23 protein-coding genes, 1 pseudogene and 1 riboswitch are annotated in these 23,871 nt (G+C 41.8%); of the genes and pseudogenes, 19 read left to right on the forward strand and 5 right to left on the reverse strand.

Going from position 1 to position 23,871, the window contains the following annotated elements:
• Positions 1 to 147 precede the first annotated feature (147 nt).
• Positions 148 to 1,415 (forward strand): annotated as a pseudogene (locus tag BM126_RS00515) (MFS transporter).
• A 181-nt stretch (positions 1,416 to 1,596) separates the two neighbouring features.
• Here BM126_RS00515 and BM126_RS00520 read toward each other — a convergent pair.
• Positions 1,597 to 2,700 (reverse strand): DUF2515 family protein, encoded by a 1,104-nt coding sequence (locus tag BM126_RS00520; protein WP_090987208.1) that lies wholly within the window; start codon positions 2,698 to 2,700, stop codon positions 1,597 to 1,599.
• A 199-nt stretch (positions 2,701 to 2,899) separates the two neighbouring features.
• A riboswitch (SAM riboswitch) is annotated at positions 2,900 to 3,006 on the forward strand.
• A 181-nt stretch (positions 3,007 to 3,187) separates the two neighbouring features.
• Between BM126_RS00520 and BM126_RS00525 the strand changes: the two genes are divergently transcribed.
• The 10 genes from BM126_RS00525 (at position 3,188) to BM126_RS00570 (ending at position 11,622) form a co-directional block, all read left to right on the forward strand.
• Positions 3,188 to 3,907: a phosphoadenylyl-sulfate reductase gene (locus BM126_RS00525; protein WP_090987210.1), complete on the forward strand. Its 720-nt coding sequence runs from the start codon at positions 3,188 to 3,190 to the stop codon at positions 3,905 to 3,907.
• A 266-nt stretch (positions 3,908 to 4,173) separates the two neighbouring features.
• Positions 4,174 to 5,322 carry a sulfate adenylyltransferase gene (sat, locus tag BM126_RS00530; RefSeq protein WP_090988345.1) on the forward strand — a complete coding sequence of 383 codons (1,149 nt, stop codon included), beginning with the start codon at positions 4,174 to 4,176 and terminating at the stop codon, positions 5,320 to 5,322.
• A 17-nt stretch (positions 5,323 to 5,339) separates the two neighbouring features.
• Positions 5,340 to 5,945, forward strand: a complete 606-nt coding sequence (gene cysC / locus BM126_RS00535; RefSeq protein ID WP_141770012.1) for an adenylyl-sulfate kinase — start codon at positions 5,340 to 5,342, stop codon at positions 5,943 to 5,945.
• 16 nt (positions 5,946 to 5,961) lie between these two features.
• A complete protein-coding gene (locus tag BM126_RS00540) occupies positions 5,962 to 7,581 on the forward strand; it encodes a nitrite/sulfite reductase (protein ID WP_090987214.1) in 1,620 nt (539 codons plus the stop codon).
• An 18-nt stretch (positions 7,582 to 7,599) separates the two neighbouring features.
• Positions 7,600 to 7,803 carry a DUF3906 family protein gene (locus BM126_RS00545; protein WP_090987216.1) on the forward strand — a complete coding sequence of 68 codons (204 nt, stop codon included), beginning with the start codon at positions 7,600 to 7,602 and terminating at the stop codon, positions 7,801 to 7,803.
• 116 nt (positions 7,804 to 7,919) lie between these two features.
• On the forward strand, positions 7,920 to 8,699 hold the full coding sequence (gene cobA / locus BM126_RS00550; RefSeq protein ID WP_090987218.1) for a uroporphyrinogen-III C-methyltransferase: 780 nt from the start codon (positions 7,920 to 7,922) through the stop codon (positions 8,697 to 8,699).
• Positions 8,700 to 9,461 carry a sirohydrochlorin chelatase gene (locus BM126_RS00555; protein ID WP_090987220.1) on the forward strand — a complete coding sequence of 254 codons (762 nt, stop codon included), beginning with the start codon at positions 8,700 to 8,702 and terminating at the stop codon, positions 9,459 to 9,461. It begins immediately after the preceding gene.
• Complete coding sequence (locus BM126_RS00560) at positions 9,442 to 10,047, forward strand: NAD(P)-dependent oxidoreductase (protein ID WP_090987221.1); 606 nt, start codon at positions 9,442 to 9,444, stop codon at positions 10,045 to 10,047. The genes BM126_RS00555 and BM126_RS00560 overlap by 20 nt, the downstream gene beginning before the upstream one ends.
• A 53-nt stretch (positions 10,048 to 10,100) precedes the next feature.
• Positions 10,101 to 10,991, forward strand: a complete 891-nt coding sequence (locus BM126_RS00565) for a sulfite exporter TauE/SafE family protein (protein WP_090987223.1) — start codon at positions 10,101 to 10,103, stop codon at positions 10,989 to 10,991.
• A 142-nt stretch (positions 10,992 to 11,133) separates the two neighbouring features.
• Entirely contained in the window at positions 11,134 to 11,622 is a 489-nt protein-coding gene (locus BM126_RS00570; protein ID WP_090987225.1) for a GNAT family N-acetyltransferase, read from the forward strand.
• Positions 11,623 to 11,678: 56 nt separating this feature from the next.
• On the opposite strand, the gene BM126_RS00575 is transcribed toward BM126_RS00570, so the two are convergent.
• On the reverse strand, positions 11,679 to 11,933 hold the full coding sequence (locus BM126_RS00575) for a sigma-G-dependent sporulation-specific acid-soluble spore protein CsgA (protein WP_090987227.1): 255 nt from the start codon (positions 11,931 to 11,933) through the stop codon (positions 11,679 to 11,681).
• A 140-nt stretch (positions 11,934 to 12,073) separates the two neighbouring features.
• On the opposite strand from BM126_RS00575, the gene dnaN reads away from it, so the two are divergent.
• The 4 genes from dnaN (at position 12,074) to BM126_RS00595 (ending at position 16,124) form a co-directional block, all read left to right on the forward strand.
• Positions 12,074 to 13,198 carry a DNA polymerase III subunit beta gene (gene dnaN, locus BM126_RS00580; RefSeq protein WP_090987229.1) on the forward strand — a complete coding sequence of 375 codons (1,125 nt, stop codon included), beginning with the start codon at positions 12,074 to 12,076 and terminating at the stop codon, positions 13,196 to 13,198.
• 149 nt (positions 13,199 to 13,347) lie between these two features.
• On the forward strand, positions 13,348 to 13,956 hold the full coding sequence (locus BM126_RS00585; protein WP_090987231.1) for a GNAT family N-acetyltransferase: 609 nt from the start codon (positions 13,348 to 13,350) through the stop codon (positions 13,954 to 13,956).
• Positions 13,957 to 14,420: 464 nt separating this feature from the next.
• The gene (locus tag BM126_RS00590) at positions 14,421 to 15,170 is read left to right on the forward strand and encodes a glucose 1-dehydrogenase (RefSeq protein ID WP_090987232.1); all 750 of its coding nucleotides are present in this window, start codon (positions 14,421 to 14,423) and stop codon (positions 15,168 to 15,170) included.
• 24 nt (positions 15,171 to 15,194) lie between these two features.
• Positions 15,195 to 16,124 carry an aminoglycoside phosphotransferase family protein gene (locus BM126_RS00595; RefSeq protein ID WP_090987234.1) on the forward strand — a complete coding sequence of 310 codons (930 nt, stop codon included), beginning with the start codon at positions 15,195 to 15,197 and terminating at the stop codon, positions 16,122 to 16,124.
• A gap of 11 nt (positions 16,125 to 16,135) precedes the next feature.
• Here BM126_RS00595 and BM126_RS00600 read toward each other — a convergent pair whose 3' ends face one another.
• A complete protein-coding gene (locus BM126_RS00600) occupies positions 16,136 to 16,378 on the reverse strand; it encodes a hypothetical protein (protein ID WP_090987237.1) in 243 nt (80 codons plus the stop codon).
• A gap of 192 nt (positions 16,379 to 16,570) precedes the next feature.
• Complete coding sequence (locus tag BM126_RS00605; protein WP_071353106.1) at positions 16,571 to 17,356, reverse strand: TIGR00266 family protein; 786 nt, start codon at positions 17,354 to 17,356, stop codon at positions 16,571 to 16,573.
• 222 nt (positions 17,357 to 17,578) lie between these two features.
• Here BM126_RS00605 and lepB point away from each other — a divergent pair, with 222 nt between their 5' ends.
• Positions 17,579 to 18,139, forward strand: a complete 561-nt coding sequence (lepB, locus tag BM126_RS00610; protein ID WP_141770013.1) for a signal peptidase I — start codon at positions 17,579 to 17,581, stop codon at positions 18,137 to 18,139.
• A 75-nt stretch (positions 18,140 to 18,214) separates the two neighbouring features.
• On the forward strand, positions 18,215 to 18,679 hold the full coding sequence (locus BM126_RS00615; RefSeq protein WP_177201256.1) for a CBS domain-containing protein: 465 nt from the start codon (positions 18,215 to 18,217) through the stop codon (positions 18,677 to 18,679).
• A 335-nt stretch (positions 18,680 to 19,014) separates the two neighbouring features.
• Here BM126_RS00615 and BM126_RS00625 read toward each other — a convergent pair whose 3' ends face one another.
• Positions 19,015 to 19,368 (reverse strand): hypothetical protein, encoded by a 354-nt coding sequence (locus tag BM126_RS00625; RefSeq protein ID WP_090987244.1) that lies wholly within the window; start codon positions 19,366 to 19,368, stop codon positions 19,015 to 19,017.
• A 729-nt stretch (positions 19,369 to 20,097) separates the two neighbouring features.
• Here BM126_RS00625 and BM126_RS00630 point away from each other — a divergent pair.
• On the forward strand, positions 20,098 to 21,849 hold the full coding sequence (locus BM126_RS00630; protein ID WP_090987246.1) for an ABC transporter ATP-binding protein: 1,752 nt from the start codon (positions 20,098 to 20,100) through the stop codon (positions 21,847 to 21,849).
• Positions 21,846 to 23,864, forward strand: coding sequence for an ABC transporter ATP-binding protein (locus BM126_RS00635; protein ID WP_090987248.1), 2,019 nt, complete (start codon positions 21,846 to 21,848; stop codon positions 23,862 to 23,864). Before BM126_RS00630 ends, BM126_RS00635 begins: the two co-directional genes overlap by 4 nt.
• Positions 23,865 to 23,871: the final 7 nt, after the last annotated feature.

Consider the following 23,871-nt stretch of genomic DNA (forward strand, 5'->3'; position numbering starts at 1 on the left):
AAATACTGTATTAAGCCATTGCTAATACGGCATGCGGACATTCTTCTCAGACTATAGTCGGAGAGAAAAAACAGCGGCAGGCTATATATTAAAATAACCCTTTTCTGTATAATTATGTTAATAAAAATAAGAAGAGGCAGGTTTAATATGAACAAAATGGCAAGTGTTTTCCGCGAAAAAAATTTCACAAAGTTATTCTTAGCCGCCTTTACATCACAAATGGGCGGTACGATTGGCTTACTGCGTTTATGTTTTATTTGCTTAACCGCTACTCAAATCAGCCGGTATATGCGACGATAACGGAGCTGATGTTTTCTCTGCCTGCATTGGCGGTTTTCTTCATGGTAGGTGTTGCAGCTGACCGCCTGGACCGCCAAAAGGTAGCGCTTTATTGTGACTGGATATGTGCAGGGTTATCTCTCCTGTTTATTCTTTCATTAATTATTCAATGGATCCCGCTTACTTTCGCACTTCTGTTTTTAAGAAGTGCAGTCCGGAATTTTTTCTCCCCGGCAGAATCGGCCATTATCCAGGGCATATTAACCCCTGAAGATTATACGACAGCAGCCGGGCTGAACCAGATGGTTTCAAGTTTGTTCATGCTGTTTGGCTCTGGACTTGGGATTTTCTGCTATTGGCACTTTGGCATCCGCGGTGCCATCCTGATTGATGTGCTTGGTTTCATTATAAGCGGGTTTTTAATTAAGTCCTGCCGGTTAAGCAAGGAAGTGCGCCTTCCAAATGGACATCATTCATTGAAGGATTTGAATTTCTCCTTTGTACTGAGTGACTTTAAAGTCGGAATCTTTTACATTCTTAAAAATAAGCTGCTGGCCAGCCTGATTTGCGGGTTCATCGTTTTTGGAATTATCAATGGAGCCTTTTCTGTCATGCAGGTATTCATATTAAAGTACAAGTTGGAGCCTAGTCATTATGAAGAGTATAGCATCGTTCTCGGAATTGTCTTTGGCGCTGGGGTGCTTGCCGGCAGTGTAATGGCTTCCATGCTTGCACAGAAGATGAAGCTTTATAAAATGCTTGTGCTCGGTTTACTGCTTTCTGGGATAGCAACAGCATGGGGGGCAGTGGTTCCTTCCACAATGCTCTATTTAATCAGTTCTGGAGCGGTCGCCTTATCTCTTCCAATGATCAACGTAGCGATTGGAGGATGGATGCCACGCATTGTTGATCCCAAAATGATGGGGCGGGTGCAGGGCTGGGTCAATCCCCTGATGATGATGTCCCAATCGGTTACCCTGCTTTTGATTGCAGGCTTTTATCCTAAACATATTACAGTTGAATCTTTATTTTGGCTTGTCGGATCCTGCCTGTTCTTTGTTGGTATATTCTACAGCATCATTTTGCCAAGATTCATGAAGAAAAATGCTCCATTACAAGCCGGAGTACATGCCTGAAGAGCTTCCGTTTCCTGATTAAGGAAACGGATTTTTTAACGCAATAAAATGTTTGCAGCAGCAAAATTAGATTGTAAACCGCCGAAAACAGGCAGAATTATTATGTTTCGGTAACCCCCGCCCTGGGAATGACTGCCCGCAAAAGTGAGATTGTTCAGAATCAAAAAATGCAGTAGGGACCTTAGATAATGGCCTTTATTTCATTGATTAGCTGCAGCTGGCGGAGATTATTCATCGCGGTTTCTGTTATGTCCAGTTTTTTCATTGCAGGCAGTTCTATAAGGTCATCCATGCAGTCCTCATTTTTAAACCAGTCAAGCATCGGAATAATCGGGAGTTGTTCATCCGGCCATGCTTCCGTTAGGTTTGGGCTGTGAATTTTGCCTTGCTGCTTATTTTCCCCGAATATATAGGGCCAATAATCCGCTCTTGACCCTGTATGAGGGATTGACTTTGAAAATTGATAAATTCCTTTGTGAATTTCAGGATGCTGAAAGAGAATTGCGTACAGCTTCTTGCCTGTCATAATTCGGCTGGACAAATCGGCAAAGCGTTTTACGGTGAGGCCAGTCAGGGAGCTTGGTGATGCTTTTTTATAGGAAAATGGAAAAATGACTGTAGTGAAACCTAAAAATTCCTGGAGCTGAAAATCAATTCTCTGAAGTATTTCTCCATGGCTGGTGCGCTTTAATATGCGATCTTCTAGCATCCTTTGTTCATTTATTATCATGGCAGCAGTGAGCAGGGGAGGATTTTTCTCTGCCGTAAACATTTCCCAGATTGGATGCATAAATCGGGAAATATGAAAGATGTTTAGAAGCTTCCTGAGCTTAAACGGTTTTTTTTTATAGAGTTCATATAATAGGAGCTGCGGATAGGCATCTGAAAAGATGGCTGCATTTGCATGCTCTAAAAAGCGAAAGAATATTTTCTGATCATCCTTGCTGAAAAGATGGTTCATGCTCTCCCCTTTTAAATCTGTCATATGATATCCGCCGTTTCTGGATACTAAATGGGCAAGCAGGGACCAATGGAGTTCCGGATTTCTTTCATAGCAATCAAGATAAGCGTTCGTTCGGGTAAGGTTATTCCGATTCGCTTGTTTGGTTTCTTCCCGTACCTTGCTTACAATTGCTGTTTCGTGAGGCAGGAGTCCTTTATCGATTTCTGCAGGAAAAGCCAATTCTTTTTTTATAAGAGTGTTTAACATAGTGAATGTCTGGGGGTTCAGCAGGTTTTTTGAGGCTTCATTTTTTTTCTGGGCGGAAGCCTTAATATAATTCAAAAGTGTCTTTATCGGAAAAATATAAATTCCCCCTTAAAATTAACGCATGATGCAATATATGTGAAATGCAAAATGGAAGGTCCAAAATGGCATCTTTCCGCATAGTAATATTTTCAAGAGATGATCATTAATATCCAAGTAAATAAATAAGATAACTTATTGACATATTTTATTGTTGTGTTATTATTCTTAATAATCAAACTTATCTAGAGAGACTGAGGGAATTGGCCCGATGATGTCCGGCAACCTGCATAGTATGCAAGGTGCCAATTCCAACAAAATGTGATGCATTTTGGGAGATAAGGTATATGTTTATATGACATTGCCAAAATCTTTCCAAAGCGGAAGGGTTTTTTTTATGAAAAATCTCTGCTCACAAATGAATAAAAATAGCTGACTAGACAACTAGAGGCGGTATTAGCGGGTTTTTGTTAATGCTGCCTTTTTTTATTAGGGATTATAGCTGAACACTGAAAGGAGGCAGTTTATGGGCAATGACATATTGCTGTATCAGAATTTTAATGAATATCCGCTTGTTAAGTTCCCGGAGGATAGTGAAACAAAAGGGGCTCTTGAAGTTTTAGATTGGTCCTATAAAACCTATGCTGATGAATTGGTGTATGCCTGCAGCTTCGGAATAGAAGGTATTGTTCTGATTGATCTGATTTCGAAGATTACCGATAAGGCAAAGATTGTTTTCTTAGACACCGGCCTGCATTTCGCGGAGACATATCAATTAATACAAAAGGTAAGTGAAAGATACCCGAATTTACAGATTGAAATGAAGAAGCCTGAACTGACGCTTGCAGAACAGGCAGAACAATATGGACCTGAATTATGGAAAAGAGAGCCTGATAAATGCTGTGAACTCAGAAAAATCATTCCCCTGAATGAAGTTCTTTCTATGCCGCTTGCCTGGATTTCTGGTCTGAGGCGGGAGCAATCCCCATCCAGAGGAAATACCGAGTACTTTAATAAAGACAATAAGTTCAAATCTGTTAAGATTTGTCCGCTCATTCATTGGACATGGAAGGATGTTTGGCGGTATGCCCATAAAAATGATCTGCAATATAACATTCTGCATGATAAAGGCTATCCAAGCATTGGCTGTGAAACGTGTACGGCCGCAGCTGTGAATGAAGATGACCTGAGGTCAGGAAGATGGTCAGCCACCGGGAAAACGGAGTGCGGGCTTCATACTTCATAAAAAATAACTGTTTTTGTAAACTTTGTTGTTATGAAATAAGGTGGCTGATTTCCGCTCCAGGCTGCCCGCTTTGTGAGGGCGTGCGGTGAGCCTCGAATGTAATGCTTGCGGGGTCTCACCTTCCCGCTAATCCCGCAGTAGTCACGAATCTTACGCTACAATCAAGCCAGTTAAAAAAAAGCTTCACAGAACATATTAAAAAAACTAAAATCTTCAAGAAAAGAGCCCAAAAAATAGAACACAAGAAAACATGGGAGGAAAAAAACGTGACACTAAGCAAACCGCATGGAGGAACACTTATCAATAAGTGGAATCCCCATTATGAGACAGCACATATAAAAAAAGAAATAGAGCTTGATGCCATTTCATTAAGTGATCTTGAATTGATTGGAACAGGGGGCTTCAGCCCAATTGAGGGATTTTTGGCACAAAAGGATTATGATTCCGTCGTTGATAATATGCGGCTTTTGAGTGGAGCGGTTTGGAGCATTCCAATTACTCTTCCCGCCTCCAGGGAAGCCGCACAAATCCTTTCAAAAGGAGAGGAAGCAAGGCTGGTCCATGATGGCATCACGTACGGCACCATAATGATCGCTGATATTTATGAGCCTGATAAAAGCAAAGAAGCAAGCAGTGTCTATGGAACTGAGAGCAGCGAACACCCGGGGGTACAAAAGCTTTACAGCAGGGGGGATATTTATATCGGCGGAGAAATAAAGCTGACTAAAAGAGTCGAAAGGAAGGGCTTCAGGGATTTTTACAGAGATCCGAAAGAAACCAGAAAAATCTTTTCTGACAAGGGCTGGAATACGATTGTGGGCTTCCAGACCAGAAATCCTGTTCATCGTGCCCATGAATATATCCAAAAAACTGCACTGGAAATAGTAGATGGATTGCTGCTTAATCCTCTGGTAGGAGAGACAAAATCAGATGATATCCCTGCAGACATCAGGATGGAAAGCTATCAGGTGCTCATTGAAAACTATTATCCTAAAGAAAGGGTGTTTCTTTCCGTTTTTCCAGCAGCCATGCGCTATGCGGGACCAAGAGAAGCGGTATTTCATGCAATGGTCCGCAAAAATTATGGCTGTACGCATTTCATAGTTGGCCGTGATCATGCAGGAGTAGGCGATTATTACGGCACATATGATGCCCAGAAAATCTTTTCAGATTTTACAGAGCAAGAGCTTGGAATTACCCTCTTATTCTTTGAACATAGCTTTTATTGCAGCAAGTGCAAAAACATGGCCTCTGCCAAGACCTGTCCGCATAACTCAGAGGATCATGTTATTTTATCAGGAACAAAAGTGCGGGAAATGCTTCGAAACGGAGAAATTCCTCCGGCTGAATTCAGCCGCAGGGAAGTCATCGAAGTACTGATTAAAGGAATGAAAAAGGATGAAGTGCAGGTTTGATTAGAAAAAGGGGGGGCATGGGTTTGGAGGCAGCTTCAAATATTACATGGCATGAATTATCATTATCAAAGGAATTCAGAAGAGTGCAAAATGGGCATCATAGCTTTGTCATTTGGTTCACAGGGCTTTCTGGCTCAGGCAAATCAACGATAGCAAATGAACTTGCAAATGCTTTATACAAAAATGGAATCGGCAATTATGTTCTCGACGGTGATAATATCCGTCATGGGCTGAATAAGGATTTAGGGTTTACTGACAGTGACAGAAAGGAAAATATCCGCCGTATTGGAGAAGTTTCAAGACTTTTCGTCGACAGTGGCCAGGTCGTTTTGACTGCTTTCATTTCTCCTTTTCAGGAGGACCGCGATACAGTCAGAAACCTGCTTGAAGACAACGAATTTATTGAGGTATACGTCAGGTGCCCAGTTGAGGAATGTGAAAGCCGTGATCCGAAAGGACTGTATCAGAAAGCCCGGGGCGGTCTGATCAAGAACTTTACCGGCATAGATTCTCCCTACGAGGAACCGCGGAATCCAGAAATCATTCTTGAAACAGAACGTTATTCCATTGAAGAATGTGTCAGCCAGCTACTGCACTATTTAACTGGCAGAAATTTTATTTAAGCAGGGGGAACGGGACATGGGCTACGAAAAAAATTGGCAGGATCATCCTAAACTAAATAAAACAGAAATCAAGAAACTTGAAAAAGATGGCCTCAGGATTTTTGAAGATATTCCTTTTTATGCTGAAAACGGATTTGAATCAATTCCAAAGGAAGAATGGGATATGTTTAAGTGGGCAGGCCTTTATTTGCAGAGGCCTAAAGAGGATGGCTACTTTATGATGCGGGTTGTTATCCCATCAGGCATCCTGACTAATGAGCAGGCAGAAACGCTTGCCCTTATTGCCAGGGATTACGGCCGCGGCGTATATGATATTACAACACGGCAGGCCGTGCAGTTTCACTGGCTGACCATCGATCAAATACCCGATATTTTCAGCCGCCTTGAAAAAGCAGGCTTGACGACAGCGGGGGCATGCGGAGATATCACCCGGAATATTGTCGGAAGTCCGCTTGCCGGTATAGATGCTGAAGAATTATTTGATACAAGAGAATTGGTCAATGAACTTTTTCATTATTTCAGCAAGAATGAAGATTTTTCTAATTTGCCAAGAAAATTCAAAATTTCTGTCTCAACGAATCTTTATAATGCATCCAATTCCGAAATCAACGATGTTTCCTTTGTGCCGGCGTATAAGGAAGTGAATGGTGCAAGAATCGAGGGCTTCCATGTGAAAGTTGGCGGGGGACTATCAGCCGTTCCGAAGCTTGCGGAAACACTGGATATATTTATCACTCCAGATCAGATACTGAAGGTGGCCATTGCCGTCACAACCATTTTCAGGGACTATGGATACAGAGAAAAACGGCACCATTCACGCCTGAAATTTCTAGTTGCCGACTGGGGTCCGGAGAAATTCAAGGAAAAGCTGCTTGAGTATACTGGACCTCTTCAGGAAAAAGGGGAAGATGCTTCAAAAGGCTGGAATGCAGGTTACTTTTATGGTGTCCACAAGCAAAAACAGGAAGGGCTGAACTATGCAGGGATCCATATACCTGTAGGCCGGCTGACACCTGATGAGGTTTTGGAACTTGCCCGTATTTCAAGAAAATACGGCAACGGGGAAATCAGAAACTGCAACTCTCAGAATCTGATCATACCAAACATACCTGATGAAAGTGTAGAATCATTTTTAAAGGAAGCGATTTTTGAAAAATTTCCGGTGTCTCCAAAAAAAATACTGGGTTATGCGGTTTCTTGCACGGGAATCGAATATTGCAATCTGGCATTGGTAGAAACGAAGGAAAGAATGAGACGTGTGGCAGAAGCTCTGGATGATGAGCTCCAACTCGATGTTCCTGTAAGGATTCATATGGTAGGCTGTCCAAATTCATGCGGCCAAAGGCAAATAGCTGAAATTGGCCTTCAAGGAATCAAAATGAAAAATAAAGAAAAGGTTATGGTGGAAGCTTTTGAAATTTACGTAGGAGGCACATTGCATAAAGGCGGCAAGTTCAATGAAAAGCTGAAAGGCAAGGTTGCAGCGGAGCAGCTGGAGCATGTTTTAAAAGACCTTTTGGTGTTTTTCCATGAAACAAAAATCCCTGGAGAAACTTTCTTTGAATATGTCGAAAGAACGGGAACAGGCAAGCTTCAGGAAAGGCTCGATACATACCTGGAGAGTGTGGCAGTCTAGAAATTGGCAGGTGGGAATATGAACTTATATCGATTTGAGGTTACAGTAGATAAAGAAGTGATTCATGTCATTATTGCCGCAGAAAATGATGAAGCAGCATTTGAAATGGTTGACATTGAATTGGAAAAACATTATTTAAGGCTTCCAGTTATTGATGATATTTCTCTTCATGAAAAAAAGAAAATCAGTAAAGGAGCGGGTTTTGTTTTATCGGGACAGTGATGCTCACCCGAAACTGGCGGCAGATAAACTGCTTCGTTAACTGGCCATCAATGGGGAATGTGTAAAGCACCTGCCCATGGAAGTTTTTTTAGTTTTGCAGAGAAAGGGTGAGTATTATGGGAAAGGTTTACCTGACTGGAGCGGGTCCAGGAGATCCAGATTTAATTACCGTGAAGGGCTTAAGGTCCATCCAGGAAGCGGATGTGATTTTGTATGATCGCCTGGTCAATGAGGAGCTGCTGAAAAACGCAAAGCCTGGAGCAGAATTGATATACTGCGGCAAGCTTCCTGATTTTCATTTGATGCAGCAGGAAACAATTAACCGGTTTCTTGTGAAATATGCCAAAAAAGGGAATGTGGTTACAAGACTTAAAGGAGGAGATCCTTTTGTATTCGGCAGAGGCGGGGAAGAAGCGGAAGCACTTGCCGTGAACGGGATTCCATTTGAAGTTATACCCGGCATCACTGCCGGCATTGCGGCTCCTGCCTATGCCGGGATTCCGGTAACGCATCGTGATTATGGGTCATCCTTCGCTTTTATTACCGGCCATAAAAAAAATGGAGAAAAAGATACACACAAATGGGAGGCGCTCGCAAAGGGCATTGATACACTTGCGGTGTATATGGGAGTGAAAAATCTTCAATATATCCAGAAAAAGCTGATTGAGCATGGGAAAAATCCCGATACGCCTGTAGCCTTTATCCACTGGGGAACCTTTCAGGAACAAAGAACTGTAGTAACCACTCTTTGCAAAGCTTCAGAAACGGCGGCAAAAGAAAATGTAGTTAACCCATCTTTGATTATTATTGGTGAAGTCGTAAAAATGAGGAAGAAAATAAGCTGGTTTGAGCAGCTTACATTCAGCGAAAGCCTGCTTGTGAGCGAGGGATTTTAAATGGAAGCCATTCTTTACATCTGCCATGGAAGCAGGGTAGAAAAGGCCCGCATGGAGGCAGTTTCGTTTATTAAGGAGTGCATTAATCAGCATCCGGCGGCGATACAGGAATATGGCTTTCTTGAACTTGCAGAACCTTCTATTGAACAGGCATTCTCGAACTGTGTCAAACGGGGGGCAAAAAAAATCATCGTACTTCCTGTTTTGCTGTTGGCAGCCATGCATGCGAAGGAAGATATTCCGAACGAACTTAAAAGAATCCAGAAGCGTTTTCCTTTTATAGAGATTAAATATGGTGCTCCTATTGGGGTTCATGATTATATGATTGATATTTTGAAAGAGCGGATAGCAGAAACTGGGGAAACAGACATTGAGAATTCCATTGTTCTCCTTGTCGGGAGGGGAAGCAGCGATCCAGACGTTAAGAGAGATTTGACCTCAATAGCAGAACGGCTGAAAATAAAAACCGGTTTTCCCGCAGTGGAAGTCTGCTTTTTAACAGCGGCTTCCCCTGGACTGGAGGAAGGGCTTGTGATGGCAGGAAAAAGCAGGTATAAGAATGTCCTGATCATACCTTATCTCCTGTTCACTGGAATATTAATGAAAACCATCCGCAGGTCAATCAGCACTCTATCACGAGATGCTGGCAAGCAGTTTATCCTTTGCAATTATCTCGGATATCATCCGAGGATTGGGGATATCCTGCAGCAGCGGGCAGCAGAGCGTTCGGAAGGAGCCTCACATGTTTCCAGTCATGCTTAATATATCCGGCAAGGAATGTGTGATTATAGGAGGAGGCCAAATAGCGTATCGAAAAGCGCTGCCTCTTGTTTTAGAAGGCGCCATAGTAACAGTAATCAGCCCGGGGCTGTGCGATGACATGAAAGAGCTGTTGAGCAGGGGGAAAATAAAGGTGCTGCACAAGGAAGCAGTAAAGGAAGATTATTATCATGCCTTCTTGTTAGTGGCTGCAACAAATTCAAAAATCTTAAATGAAGAAATCCTTTCGAACGCTCAGGAAAATCAGCTTGTGTCGTCTGTAAGCGATCATGAACTTGGCAATTTCCATATCCCTGCTTCTATCCATCGGGGGAAGCTTACGATTGGTATATCAACAAGCGGAGCAAGTCCTCATCTTGCTAAAAAAATAAAAAAAGATTTGCTGGACAGATTTGATGAATCCTATATTGAATATACGGATTTTCTGTGGAAAGCGCGCAAGAAAATTAATCAAAGCGAATTGGGTCATAAGGAAAAATCGGAGCTGCTTCAAAGCATAGCATGTGAAGAATATAAACATTCAGTACTGAAGAGGAAGGCTTTTATGGAGCTTTTTAAGAGCAAATGAGGGGAAGATATTGTGATAAAACCAATTATTAGGGTAGGTAAAGGAGGTATAACATGAAGAAACTTTTGATTTTAGCGTTTATCGGATTGCTTGCACAATTAATAGACGGGTCGTTAGGTATGGCATATGGAGTAACTTCATCTTCGCTGCTATTGGCATTTGGCATCACTCCTGCAGTTGCCTCAGCATCAGTCCATTTGTCAGAGGTTGTGACAACTGCAGCCTCAGGAATCTCGCATATCCGATTTGGAAATGTAGATAAAAAAATGGTTTTTCGCCTTATCATTCCTGGATCAATCGGGGCATTCACTGGTGCCTGTTTTTTAAGCAGCCTGCCGGGAGATGCTGTGAAACCATATGTTTCAGCCTTTTTATTGATCCTGGGAGCCTATATTATCATTCGTTTTCTGTTTCTGTTTAAGCCATCAGAAGAAAGGGAATTGCCTCCTTTGCCCTATAAGCAATCCATTCCCCTCGGTTTGATTGCCGGTTTTGCCGACGCTACAGGAGGCGGCGGCTGGGGGCCAATCTCCACACCAATCCTTCTCTCAAAGAAAGGGATGACGGCCCGCAAGGTAATCGGCACTGTTGATACCAGTGAATTTGCTGTTTCTATTTCAGCAACATTAGGATTTATTATTTCATTGGGCTGGGATCAGGTCAATTGGCTGTGGGTTGGTGCTTTAATGCTTGGAGGCATCCTTGCTGCACCGATTGCTGCCTGGCTGGTCAGAATTATTCCAGCACAGCTGATGGGAGTCTTTGTTGGAGGCTTTATCATAATCTTGAATGCAAGAACCCTCTTGAATACCTGGCTGCCGAACTATTCGAGCCATTATCCTTCCATTTATACTGGTTTTATCATTCTATGGGCGGCAGCTTTAATTATATCCATCAGAAAATTGATGACCTTTAATAAAAATAATGTCAGCAGCACGAATTAGAGAAACGAGTCCGAAACCGGGCTCTTTTTTTTATCCTCAAAAGAAAAAATGGAACTTTTCTACGAAAGTTGGCAGGATACAGGGTAGCAAGGCGCGAAAATAACAGATGAATTGCATCTTCAGAAGATTAAGGAGGCTAACAATGAATCAATTAAATAATGTAATTGCACTTAGATTTTATAATGAAAGATATAGGAGTGAAATAGAAAGTTTTTATTTGGATGGGGAGCAGCACCAATTTACAGCATTGCCCGCAGAGGCCTTGCAAATATGCGAAACTGACCATGAAAGATACCCGGTTATGATCATGGATGGCTCCACCCCAGCCGGTTTTTTCGTGCTTCATGAAAAGGAAGGGGTCAAACAGTACAGTAAAAATCAGGATAGCATTTTGCTTCGGGCCTATTCAATTAACACTCCGCATCAGGGCAAAGGAATAGCCAAAACGTCCATTAAGCTATTACCATCCTTTGTGAAGGAAAACTTCCCTGATAAAAATGAAATAGTACTGGCTGTAAATCACAGCAATCATGCTGCCCAGCATGTTTATAAAGCATGCGGTTTCGAAGATAGAGGAAATCGGGTGATGGGAAAAAAAGGGGAACAATTCATCATGCATATGGATCTGTAATCTTAAACAGGCTTAAAAAGGGAGGCTACGCCCCCCTTGGCCAGCTGTTTAATCCTTTAGAGAATTAAGAGCTCGTACACTTCATTCAGCTGCCCTGCTCTTTCGCTGTCTCCCTCTTGCTCGGAATAATCAATTGCTTCTTTAAGTACCTTATTCAAATAATCTCCTTCTGAACTTGATAAATCCCTGACGAATGCTTCTTCATCCTTATAGTTGTTTTTCACAAGTTTATGGTAAAGAATCTTTCCTGCATGGTCACTGTCTGTATGGCCGGACAAAATTTCTCTTAGATATCCTAGGGTTTGATCCATTGATACTCCTCCTTCTGCTTCATGTTATTGTGTTTAATTAATGCAAATACATACATGACTTTTTTAGCAGACTTTCCTGTTTTATAATTCACTGAAATTTCGATATGTTAAAATAAATACAAAAACACCTGGAGGGAAAAATGGAGTTTACCATCAGACAGGAAGTAATGCTAAAAGCCATCGCCGATGTGGGCAAGGCGGTTTCCGCTTCTTCTGTTCATCCTATAATAACCGGCATTAAGATATCTGCCGGACAGAAAGGCCTTACTCTCATAAGCAGCGATTTTGATATTTTCATCTCAAGATTTATCAATCAGACAATAGAGGCGCTGGAGATAGTGGAAATAGGAGAAATCATTGTGCCATTCAAACATTTTTCTGAGCTGTTCAAGAGATTGCCCGATGGTAATGTTTGGATCAAGAGTGATGGATTATCAATTGTTTTAAAAGCAGGTGAAATAGAAGTGAAATGGAAGGGAATGAATGCTGGCGACTTTCCGGAGTTGCCGGAGATGGACCCGGATTATTCTGTATCCATGGAAGAAAAAGTGCTTGCACGGCTTTTTAAACAAACAAAGTTTGCTGTAGCCAGTCAAATTAGAAACCCTGTTCTGGCAGGAGTGAACCTGATATTTAAAGATGGTTTTCTATATTGTGCAGCTACCAATTCCCACAGATTGGCACTGAAGAAAATTAAAATAAATGAACAGCAAATTGAAGGCTCATATATTATCCCAGGAACCAGTGTACATGAACTGTTAAAGCTGCTGGGGCGTGAAGACAGGATGATCATCATCCATATTTCACAGCAGTATATCAGGTTTGAAGCAGGCGGGCTCATGGTGTATACAAGACTTATTTCAGGGAGATTCCCGGATGTGCATCAGCTGGTTCCAGATCATCCTGAAACAGAAATTGCACTGAATGCGAAGCTGCTCCTGATGGGTATCGAGAGGTCTTATTTCCTGTCTTCAGATTCGCATAACCATAATGTTAAGCTGGAAGTTCAGGGACCATCGAGTTTGATGCTATCCGCAGCCGGTCCGCAGCTGGGAGAAATCATCGAAAAACAGCCATTGCTTGGCAGCAGCGGGATATGCAGGCTGAAAATAACAATGGATGGAAAGTACCTGCTTGATGCATTAAAAGAAATTGAAGAAGAAAATGTGAAGTTCTGTTTTTACGGAAATCTGAAACCGATAGTCATCCGCCCTCTGGAAAATGATACATACTTACATGTTATCTCTCAAGTCCGCGATTATTGAGCATACACATTTTTAATGCCTGGAGGTGTGCAGGCTGCAGCTTTGGACTGTTCAAAAAAGGTGAACGATATTTTAAGCAGAAAAGGTACAATGCAAATTAGGCAAAGGTGGATGGGGCACATTGTCCATATGAGAGGAAGGAATATAAAATGTTTAAAGAGCTAAAAACCGAACGGCTTGTGCTTAGAGAAATAAAGGAAAGTGATGCAAATGATTTGTTTGCCAGCTTTTCAAGAGACGATGTTACAAAATTTTATGGGCAGGACAGCATGAGGGAAATAGAACAAGCTAGAAAACTCATTGAATTTTTTGCAGAAAGCAGGAGAAATAAACGGGGAATACGCTGGGGCATCCAGCGGAAGGGTCAGAATGGACTTATAGGCTCCATAGGATTTAACAATATAGCCCTGTCGCATAAAAGAGCAGAAATCGGATATGAAATCCACCCTGATTTCTGGAGGATGGGTTTTGCTTCAGAAGCAATAGAAGCTGTCCTTTCGTATGGTTTCTTCCATATGGAGTTAAATAGAATTGGGGCGATTGTTTACATAGAAAATGATGCCTCAAACAGGCTATTACAGAAGCTTGGTTTTGAAAAGGAAGGTGTATTGAAGGAATATATGCATCAAAACAACCGTTTTTATGATGTTACTATGTATGGTTTATTGAAAGATCAATTTGAGGAAATCGGGAAGGTTCAGCATGAGAGAAACGCTAAGTTAGATTATGAGCATTTTAAATTGCTTCAGGATCGGTGATTACGTTAATTGATTTTCCATTCCTTCTTAATTTGTTTTATCCTATTTCGGGTCTTCAGGCCAAAAAGTGCCAGCGGGAAATTCACTTGGCGGAAGTGCTGTATTTCCTGTACCTGAGTCTTTGCCTCAAAGTTAACCTTTAGGATATGGGGAGGAACACGGATATAGCAAGGATGGTTGGACAAAAGAAGGATAATAACACAAAAAGCTGTTTTCTTAAAATGGAAATATCTTTTTGTTTGGCAGCAGTGATTTATGTTTATTTTAACCTCAAAGTAATAGGGAGGAAGCCGGAAACAAACAAGCTTAACAGAGCGTTTGTTCGAATAGCTTAGAGTATCGGACAGCGGGTGAAGGAGATTATTAAACATGATTATGGGGGATAAAGAAAGTAATCCATAGATAGGCAGCAAGTAAATTTTGCATGCTGCCTGAATCAAGATTAAAAGAAGGAAGGGACTTTCATGGATTATAAAAATAAGACCGTTATTGTTACTGGAGCTGCAAACGGCATTGGCCGCGGAATTGCTATAGCTTATGGGGAGAAGGGTGCAAATGTTGTCATTGCTGATGTAGAAGAAGCAATGGGTGAAGAGACAGCTGAAGAAATCCGCCAAAATGGCGGGGAAGCCAGATTCATTAAAACAGATGTGCGAAAAGAAAGTGAACTGGCCAGCATGATGGAGGAAGTGAAAAAATCTTATCAAACTATCGATATTTTAATCAATAATGCCGGAAAAGCTGCGTTTAAATCTCTTTATGAATTATCCATTGAAGAATGGGATGATGTAATAAATACGAATCTGCGGAGTGTATTTTTGGCATCACGCGAGGCATCCAAATATTTTAGGGAAAATGAGGATGGCGGATCTATTGTGAATTTGGCCTCCACCCGTGCTATGATGTCGGAGCCGGATTCAGAAGCATATGCAGCAACAAAAGGCGGAATAGTAGCTTTGACACATGCTCTTGCTGCGTCACTAAGCGAATTCAAGATTACTGTGAATGCCATTTCCCCGGGATGGATAGAGACAGGAGACTATTCAAGGCTCCGAGAAAAAGACCATGAACAGCATTTTTCCGGGCGTGTCGGAAAGCCGGACGATATAGCACGGGCCTGCCTGTATCTGACAGCTCATGAAAATAACTTTGTTACAGGAATTAACATGGTGATAGACGGAGGAATGACAAGGAAGATGATTTACGAGGAGTGAAAAAGGAAAGGATGCTGGCGGGGAATGGATTTGCCTACAACCTTTATTGATAATGTAATTTCCTCTCATGGTGAAAAGGGGCGAAAGTGGCTGGATGATCTTGATGGCTTATTGCAGGAATGTGAACGGCGCTGGTCCCTTAGGATTACCGGGATTTTTGATTTATCATATAACTATGTGGCATCTGCCGAATTTAAGAACGGAAAGGAAGCAGTTGTAAAGCTGGCCGTGCCGGGAGGTGAGGTTGTCAGTGAGCTGCATGCTCTTCAATACCTGAGGGGTCCTTATATAGCTGAGCTGAAGGGTTATGACGAAGACGGGGGCATACTCATTCTGGAAAAAATTACACCCGGCATTTCCTTAGCAGCCGCTTGTATGGATGATGATCAAAAGACTGAAATTGCAGCGGGTCTCCTTAAACAGCTTTGGAGAGCCGCTGAGCCAGTGTGGAAGGTAAATGCTGTGAGGGACAGAGAAAAAGAATTGATCATGGAGAGCAAGAAGCATAGTGGTGGTTTTGGAGAGATTTCCGCAGAAACTATTAAGGAAGCTTTACAGGTTTTTGCTTATATGAATACAACGGCGGGAGGATTATATTTTCTTCATGGAGATTTGCATCATGGAAATATATTGAAGAGAGAAAACGGAAGCTGGGCAGCAATAGATCCAAAAGGACTTTCTGGAGAAAGGGAATATGATACCATTCAGTTTCTGATCAATGAACTGCCATCAGTCAATGCTGAATTCACCATCAGGAAAAGGATAGATATATTTACGGAAAAACTGAACTTGAACAGGGAAAGAATCTTACTATGGGGATTCTGCCATGCTGTGCTGGCTTCCTGCTGGTCCATAGGCAGTTCCGGAATACCGGAAGATGGATTTATACGCAGTGCAAGGGTTTTTCAGAATCTGATTAGAGAAGACAACATTTGCTTTGAAAATACGATTTAAAAGTCGCCGGACTAATCCATCTTTTTGGATTTCCGGTTTTTATAACCCTCCTCAAAACCCAATTCCTGATTAAGCAAAAGTTCCATTTCCCTTAATTCTGCTTCATTTACAGCCGGATCGGGATAGGACCATTGGACATTATAAACAAAGTAGTAATTTCTGATTCGCCGGAATATCACAGGGGAATGAGGATAGATGTCAAAGCTTGTCTTTATCGTATTCCTCCTGAGGTATGACCATTTAAGCAGCTTCAATCTTACTCCTCCCGTTAGGCAATATATACACATATACCCTTTAAAACATGGACAAAAACAAGAGGACAGCATCCTGAAAATGAGCTGTCCTCTTGTTTTTACTGACGGGCATTTATGTTCATTATTGGAAAAGGCACCCGGATTCTTTACCATAATTCACAGCAGAATTGCAGGCAAGCTGTGCCAATATCTTCAATCTCCATCCAAAAGGTTGAATAATCCTTTAGCGATGCTCCCTTCATCTTTTGTGCCGCCATTATGCGGCATAGCTGCAAATACACGGCTTGCGAGCCTGCTGAATGGAAGAGATTGAATCCAGACAGCTCCTGGACCTTGCATTGTAGCCAAAAACAATCCTTCTCCGCCAAATAATGCTGTTTTAACACCTTTCACCATTTCAATGCTATAGCTGACATCTGATGTCATGGCAACAAGGCAGCCGGTATCGACCCGAAGTGTTTCGCCTTCCTGCAATTCTTTTTTCTGAATGGTTCCGCCGGCATGGACGAACGCCATTCCATCTCCCTCAAGCTTTTGCATAATGAAGCCTTCTCCGCCAAAGAAACCTGTTCCCAGTTTCTTCTGAAATTCGATGCCTACAGAAACCCCTTTGGCAGCAGCTAAAAAGGCATCCTTCTGGCAAATTATCTTTCCGCCTAGTTCACTCAAATCCATTGGGATAATTTTTCCTGGATAAGGTGAAGCAAATGAAACGTGTTTTTTCTCTGTGCCCTCATTGGTAAAGGCAGTCATGAAAAGGCTTTCTCCAGTCAGCATTCTTTTGCCTGCACTGAAAAGCTTGCCCATTAATCCGGTTGTTCCAGCTCCGTCGCCAAAGATGGTTTCCATGGCTATACGGTCATCCATCATCATAAAGCTCCCAGCCTCAGCTACCACTGTTTCCTCGGGATCTAACTCCACTTCAACAAATTGCATATCGTCTCCATAGATTCTGTAATCAATTTTGTGATTATTCAAATAAATACCTCCATTCCATTAGTTGAGTTATTTCTCTATTGTAAGATAAAAACAATCATTCTTCTATTACAATTCCATTATACTGGCAAATGTAAACCTGACGCCCGTTTTGAATGCCTTGCGTTTTGATAAAACTCTTAAATTAATGGAATACTATCTGTCAATCTTAAAGAATATGTTAAAATGAATATCAGCAAGTTTTTCAAATATCTGTAAAGGAAGATGAGTTTTTTGAAAAAAAATCCTGTTTTTGACGAAGTGCTTTCCTGGATTAAATCGGCGCTGATCGCTCTTATTATTGTAGTTATTTGCCGCACATATATTTTTACCCCAACTTTGGTAAAGGGAGAATCCATGATGCCCAATCTGCAGGATGGAAACTGTCTGATCATCAGTAAAATCGGTGAGCCTAAGCGGTTTGATGAAGTAGTGTTTCATGCAACAGACTCAAAGGACGATTATATAAAAAGGGTAATCGGCCTGCCTGGAGACACTGTGGAGATGAAAAACGATACGTTATATGTTAATGGTGTTGTCTATAAAGAACCATATCTCAAACTGGGAAAGAAAAAACTTCCTTTTAAAGAGAAATACACCGGTGATTTTACTCTAAAAGAAATAACAGGACGGACAAAGGTTCCCAAGGATTCGCTTTTTGTGCTTGGGGATAATCGGCCAATCAGCAATGATAGCCGGATCTTCGGCTTTATTCCCCAGAAGGCTGTAATTGGAAAGGTGAAATTGCAGGTGTGGCCATTAAGCGAAATAGGAATCCCGAAATAATACTCTTGTACTTGATCTCCTGCAGGGAAAAAGGCAGAGCTAAGGAGTATAATGGATATAGAAGGGGTGATTAGTATGCTAGTAAATGAAATTATGATTAAAAATGTGTTTACGGCACATCCTGAACAAACCATTAAAGAGTTGTTAACTATCATGATTGAAAATAAAATCGGGGGAGTTCCTGTAATAGATGAAAACGGGAAACTTCTTGGAATGATCAGTGATGGCGATATCCTAAGGCATATCTCTCCCAGGAAACAGACCATACATGATTACTTCCTGCACATCACCGTCATTCCTGATGTAACCTTGAGCACGGCTGTAAAAACCAGCTTGCAGCAGCCTGTCTCCCGGCTTTTAAAAAACAGAAAAATTGTCACGCTCTCACAGGAGGACGACCTGAGCGAAGCTGTATCCCTGATATCAAAGCACCATTTCAAGAAGATACCTGTCGTTGACACCGAAAACAGGGTGGTCGGGGTCGTAAGCCGGGGAGATGCCATACGTATGATTTATAAAGATATTATTGAAAAAATATAGATGATGGCCAAGACAGCTTTTTCAGTGTCTTGGCTGTTTCTCGTTCTGTTTTTGAAAGGCTGTTTTCGTAAACTTTGCTGCTACGGAACAAGGGGGTGATTTCCGCTCCAGGATGCTCGCTTTCCGTGGGGCGGGCGGTGAACCTCTAAAGCAAAGCTGGCGGGGTCTCATCTTCCCGCTAATCCCACAGGATCTCGCACCTTACACTCCAATCCCCGGCTTAACAACGGGATCGCTTCACAGAACATGTAAAAAACAACAATCTTTAAGAAAAGAGCCTTTTGTAGAAAACAAAAATAGCACTTAATACCGCAGCAGAGCAGGAATTATCATAGTTATGGGGCAGCGGAATGGGAAACGGGCAAAGACTCCGAAAGAAAGACAATCTTTCCAAAGCAGTGTTTAAGCTGTTCCCATTTTTCCGGATAAAGATCAGCAAATCGTTCAATGACAGAGTAAGAGTAGATAACGAGAATATCCAGGCTGTTTAGGCCAGACTTTTGGAGATCATAAAGCAGCGCATGAGGAATCGTGTAATAGCTATAAACCTGGTAAGGATTCAATTTAATTTCTTTGATGCGATATTCCTTGAGATAAGCAGCAGTAAGTATTTTTTGTATTTCGAAGAATTCTTCTTTTGTTGCTGTACTGTGAGAGCAGTTTGGGTTAATTAGTGAAAGGCCCCGCATAGTTCACCTGGTTTCCATTTTTAACTTCATCTTCGGCAAAAATTATTCGATATATACCAGCTTAATTTCAAGTGGAATGAATAGCTGGATGCAACATAAATTAGATTGTGTACGTTCAGCTTTTTCATGCACAGTTAGGGGTTCCTGTGTTTCGAATAATTTGAATAGTGTAAAAATGTAATTGACAATAACTTCTAATTGGGGTAATCTTACAAATATCTTGAAATTTAAAAGGGAGGCGAACGTTATGATTTTAGCAGATGTGAAAGATAACATTCTACAGTCCAAACATCAAATTCATACCGCAGCCTTGCAGCATTCAGCCTGAGTAAAGCCAGGGGAAGCTTAATTACCGCTTGAGTTTCAAGCGCAGGCTGCGTTTTGATGCAGCATGCGCTTTATATATGGGTTCATCTCAGTTAATGGGGTGGAAAACATAAAAAGCCTCCGCATGTTAGCGGAGGCTTTTTATGTTTTGGTGAAGCTTCATGCTAAATGGAGAGGAAAGTGAGCTCCTGACATGGCAACCCTCAGAACCTTATGTGAATAAAAACTTTTCAAGATGCAGCAGCTTCAGGGAATTAGGATGCATCATCATCCTTTCCAAATAATCAAAAGCAATGGAGGAATGAACGATGAAAAAGTTAAACACTGACAGGATGTTTCTAAATTTTACAGAACCAGAGAGCGGCTAGTGATAATGAAATGTTGACTTAAGGAGGAGAAACCATGTTTTCGATATTTAAAAAGCTATCATGGTTCTTTAAAGAACAATGGAAGCGCTATTTGTTTGCAATCATTTGTTTATGCATCGTAAATATCCTGGAAGTCATTCCGCCCAAGCTGGTGGGAATGGCAATCGATGATATCAATACAGGAACACTTACGAAAGAAAGTGTTGTTAAATATGCAGTCTATTTGGCTGCAGTAGGGATTTCCACCTACACATTCGGCTATTTATGGAGTTACCAGCTCTTTGGAGGGGCATTTTTAGTAGAGAGAAAAATGAGGTCCAGCTATATGGGGCACTTGCTGAAGATGACACCCTCTTTCTTTGAAAAAAATAAAACCGGCGATTTGATGGCCCGGGCAACTAATGATTTAAAGGCTATTTCAAACACCGCAGGATTCGGAATCCTGACACTTGCCGATTCCATCCTGTATACATGCACAATTCTGCTGATGATGGGAACGACCATAAGCTGGACGCTTACGATAACAGCTATTCTTCCTTTGCCAGTCATGGCAGTCATGATGCAGGTATACGGAAAGAAAATCCATAAGCGGTTTACTGAGGCACAAGATGCTTTCGGCGAACTGAATGATAAAGTTCTTGAATCAGTTTCCGGCGTCAGGGTCATAAGGGCTTACGTGCAGGAACGGCAGGATGAAACAAACTTCGATAGGATGACAGAAGATGTATATAAGAAAAACATTGAAGTTGCAAAAATAGATGCGCTATTCGATCCCACTATCAGCATCCTGATCGGAATCAGCTATTTAATTGGTTTAGGATATGGAGCTTATCTTGTTTTCCATCAGGTTATTTCGCTCGGAAGCCTGGTATCATTCAATGTTTATCTTGGAATGCTGATATGGCCTATGATTGCCATGGGAGAGCTTATCAATGTCCTGCAGAGGGGAAATGCTTCTCTTGACCGTGTACAGGAAACTCTTTCATATGAACAGGATGTCAAAAATGCTCCTGTAACAGAACATATTATTCAGCCAGAAGATATAGTTTTTGATTCTGTGAACTTCACCTATCCATCCTCTAAAGTGCCAAATCTAAAGGATATAACAGTAACGATTAAGCGTGGAGAGACTCTTGGTGTGGTCGGGAAAACAGGAAGCGGAAAGACCACTTTTGTTAAACAGCTCCTGCGTGAGTATCCTCTTGGCTCAGGCATTATTTCTGTAGCCGGCGTAGAAGCGGGCAGGCTGCCGGTTGAGGAGATGAGGGATTGGGTTGGATATGTCCCTCAGGATCATTTCCTATTTTCAAGGACAGTCAGAGAAAATATTTATTTCGGGAAGATTGAAGCAACAGATCAAGAATTGATGAAGGCAATCAGGCTAGCTGATTTTGAAAAAGATCTGGCCATGCTGCCAGATAAGCTTGAAACACTTGTCGGTGAAAAAGGAGTGGCATTGTCAGGAGGGCAAAAACAGCGGATTTCCATCGCAAGGGCGCTCATCAAAGATCCTGAAATTCTGATATTGGATGACTCTCTTTCTGCGGTGGATGCAAAAACAGAAACAAATATCATCAGCAATATCCAAAGAGAAAGAGCGGGAAAAACGACCATAATCACTACTCACCGTTTATCAGGTGTTATGCATGCCAATCATATCATCGTACTGGATCAGGGGAAAATCATTGAAGAAGGAAACCATGATGAACTTTTGAACCGCCATGGATGGTATTATGAACAATTTGAAAGGCAGCAAGTGGAAAATGGGCCGGAGGTGAGCGCATGAAAATCGTTAAAAAACTAAGCCAATATGCGTGGATGTATAAAAAGTTAATTATCGCGGCCCTAATCATGCTTTCTATTTCAGTAGCTGCAGATCTGACTGGCCCATTTGTGGCCAAAAATATAATTGACTCCCATATACTAGGAATACAATCTAAATGGCATCAAACGTCAAAGGGGAAGGATGCAGTATACTACCAGGGATCATGGTATAAAAGAGAAAGCTATTTTGCCAGACACGAGGAGAAGGGAAAAGAAGTGCGGATCATCCAGGCTGGAAATCATTTTGTTTTCACCGGTCAGCGCGTCCCGTTTGAAGGAAGCAAGAAATTAAAAAACAATACACTGCTAGTTGAAAATAAAGGGAAAAAGGAACAGTACACGGTAAAAGTTCTGACGACTAAAGAGCTGCTGAAGTTTTACCAGCCTGAAACGCCAAAAATCCTTAAATTGGTCTTTTTGTATTTTGGGCTTGTTATCTTATCAGCCATTTTTCAGTACGGACAGAGCTTTACCCTTCAGAAATCTGCCCACCGCATCATTCAGAGAATGCGCAATGATGCTTTTACACATATATCAAAGCTGCCTATCAAATACTTCGATAATCTTCCTGCCGGTAAGGTTGTATCACGCATAACCAATGATACAGAAGCGATACGCGACTTATATGTACAGGTGCTGGCTAATTTCTTTTCCAGCTCCATCAACATCATTGGGGTCGTAATTGCCCTGTATATTCTGTATCCTAAAATCGCGCTGCTTTCGCTCGCGCTGATTCCAATCTTAGTGCTATGGACCATTGTCTATCGCAAGTTCGCATCAGGGTACAATCAGATTATCCGGGCGAGAATCAGTGACATTAACGGAATCATTAACGAGTCGATTCAGGGGATGAATGTGATACAGGCTTTCAGGCGTGAAAAAGATACAAAGGAAAGATTTGAAAAGCTGAATCAGGAGCATTTTTCCTATCAGAATAAAATATTAAACCTAAACAGCCTTACAAGCCATAACTTAATCGGTGTTCTTAAAAATACGGCTTTTGTATCGTTCATCTGGTATTTCGGAAATATGTCACTTACAGCATCCTCTGTAATCTCTCTCGGAATGCTGTACGCCATTGTTGACTTCATCAGCAGGCTGCTGCAGCCTGTCCAGGGTATTGTCAATCAATTTGCAAACCTGGAGCAGGCGCTGGTCGCCGGGGAGCGTGTTTTCAGTTTGCTCGATGAGCCTGGCGCAGATGTCAGTGATAAGGAAATTCCACGATATAATGGAAACGTAGAGTTCAAATCAGTTTCCTTTGGCTACAAGGAAGATGAGTATGTTCTGAAGGATCTTACCTTCACAGCCAGACAGGGAGAGACGGTGGCCCTTGTCGGCCATACAGGATCCGGGAAAAGTTCAATCATGAATCTCCTTTTCCGATTTTATGATTCAAATAAAGGAGAAATTTTGATTGATGGCATGAATATTACAGAAATTCCCCATCAGACACTGAGAAAGCATATGGGGATTGTACTTCAGGATCCTTACTTATTTTCCGGGACCATTGCCTCTAACATCAGCCTGAACAGCAGTAGCATCACCAGGGAAATGATTGAGAAAGCATTGAAAGATGTCGGCGGGGACCGGGTCTTGAGCCATCTGGAAGAAGGAATTGATGCACCGGTAATTGAAAAGGGGAGCACCCTCTCATCCGGCCAAAGACAGCTCATTTCTTTTGCAAGGGCGCTTGCCTTTAACCCGGCGATTTTAATCCTGGATGAAGCGACCTCAAGCATTGATACTGAAACAGAGGCAATCATTCAACAAGCAATGGATGTTCTTAAGAAAGGAAGAACCACCTTCATTATCGCCCACCGCCTTTCTACAATCAAAAATGCCGACCAGATTCTTGTACTGGATAAAGGAACGATTGCTGAAAAAGGAAGGCATGAGGAGTTAATGCGCTTAAAAGGAAAATACTATCAAATGTATGAACTCCAGCAAGGACAGCAAAAGGGCATGGCAGTTTAATAAAACT

It is taken from the genome of Bacillus sp. OV322 (assembly GCF_900112495.1).
GTDB lineage: Bacteria > Bacillota > Bacilli > Bacillales > DSM-1321 > Peribacillus.

Bases quoted from the DNA above. Each gene is read 5' to 3' on its own strand.
- BM126_RS00540 (WP_090987214.1), top strand. From the start codon at position 5,962: ATGGGCTACGAAAAAAATTGGCAGGATCATCCTAAACTAAATAAAACA.
- BM126_RS00575 (WP_090987227.1), bottom strand. From the start codon at position 11,933: ATGGATCAAACCCTAGGATATCTAAGAGAAATTTTGTCCGGCCATACA.
- BM126_RS00545 (WP_090987216.1), top strand. From the start codon at position 7,600: ATGAACTTATATCGATTTGAGGTTACAGTAGATAAAGAAGTGATTCAT.
- dnaN (WP_090987229.1), top strand. From the start codon at position 12,074: ATGGAGTTTACCATCAGACAGGAAGTAATGCTAAAAGCCATCGCCGAT.
- BM126_RS00565 (WP_090987223.1), top strand. From the start codon at position 10,101: ATGAAGAAACTTTTGATTTTAGCGTTTATCGGATTGCTTGCACAATTA.
- BM126_RS00585 (WP_090987231.1), top strand. From the start codon at position 13,348: ATGTTTAAAGAGCTAAAAACCGAACGGCTTGTGCTTAGAGAAATAAAG.
- BM126_RS00555 (WP_090987220.1), top strand. From the start codon at position 8,700: ATGGAAGCCATTCTTTACATCTGCCATGGAAGCAGGGTAGAAAAGGCC.
- BM126_RS00590 (WP_090987232.1), top strand. From the start codon at position 14,421: ATGGATTATAAAAATAAGACCGTTATTGTTACTGGAGCTGCAAACGGC.
- BM126_RS00525 (WP_090987210.1), top strand. From the start codon at position 3,188: ATGGGCAATGACATATTGCTGTATCAGAATTTTAATGAATATCCGCTT.
- lepB (WP_141770013.1), top strand. From the start codon at position 17,579: ATGAGTTTTTTGAAAAAAAATCCTGTTTTTGACGAAGTGCTTTCCTGG.
- cysC (WP_141770012.1), top strand. From the start codon at position 5,340: ATGGGTTTGGAGGCAGCTTCAAATATTACATGGCATGAATTATCATTA.
- BM126_RS00570 (WP_090987225.1), top strand. From the start codon at position 11,134: ATGAATCAATTAAATAATGTAATTGCACTTAGATTTTATAATGAAAGA.
- BM126_RS00595 (WP_090987234.1), top strand. From the start codon at position 15,195: ATGGATTTGCCTACAACCTTTATTGATAATGTAATTTCCTCTCATGGT.
- cobA (WP_090987218.1), top strand. From the start codon at position 7,920: ATGGGAAAGGTTTACCTGACTGGAGCGGGTCCAGGAGATCCAGATTTA.
- BM126_RS00630 (WP_090987246.1), top strand. From the start codon at position 20,098: ATGTTTTCGATATTTAAAAAGCTATCATGGTTCTTTAAAGAACAATGG.
- BM126_RS00625 (WP_090987244.1), bottom strand. From the start codon at position 19,368: ATGCGGGGCCTTTCACTAATTAACCCAAACTGCTCTCACAGTACAGCA.
- BM126_RS00635 (WP_090987248.1), top strand. From the start codon at position 21,846: ATGAAAATCGTTAAAAAACTAAGCCAATATGCGTGGATGTATAAAAAG.
- BM126_RS00615 (WP_177201256.1), top strand. From the start codon at position 18,215: ATGCTAGTAAATGAAATTATGATTAAAAATGTGTTTACGGCACATCCT.
- BM126_RS00560 (WP_090987221.1), top strand. From the start codon at position 9,442: ATGTTTCCAGTCATGCTTAATATATCCGGCAAGGAATGTGTGATTATA.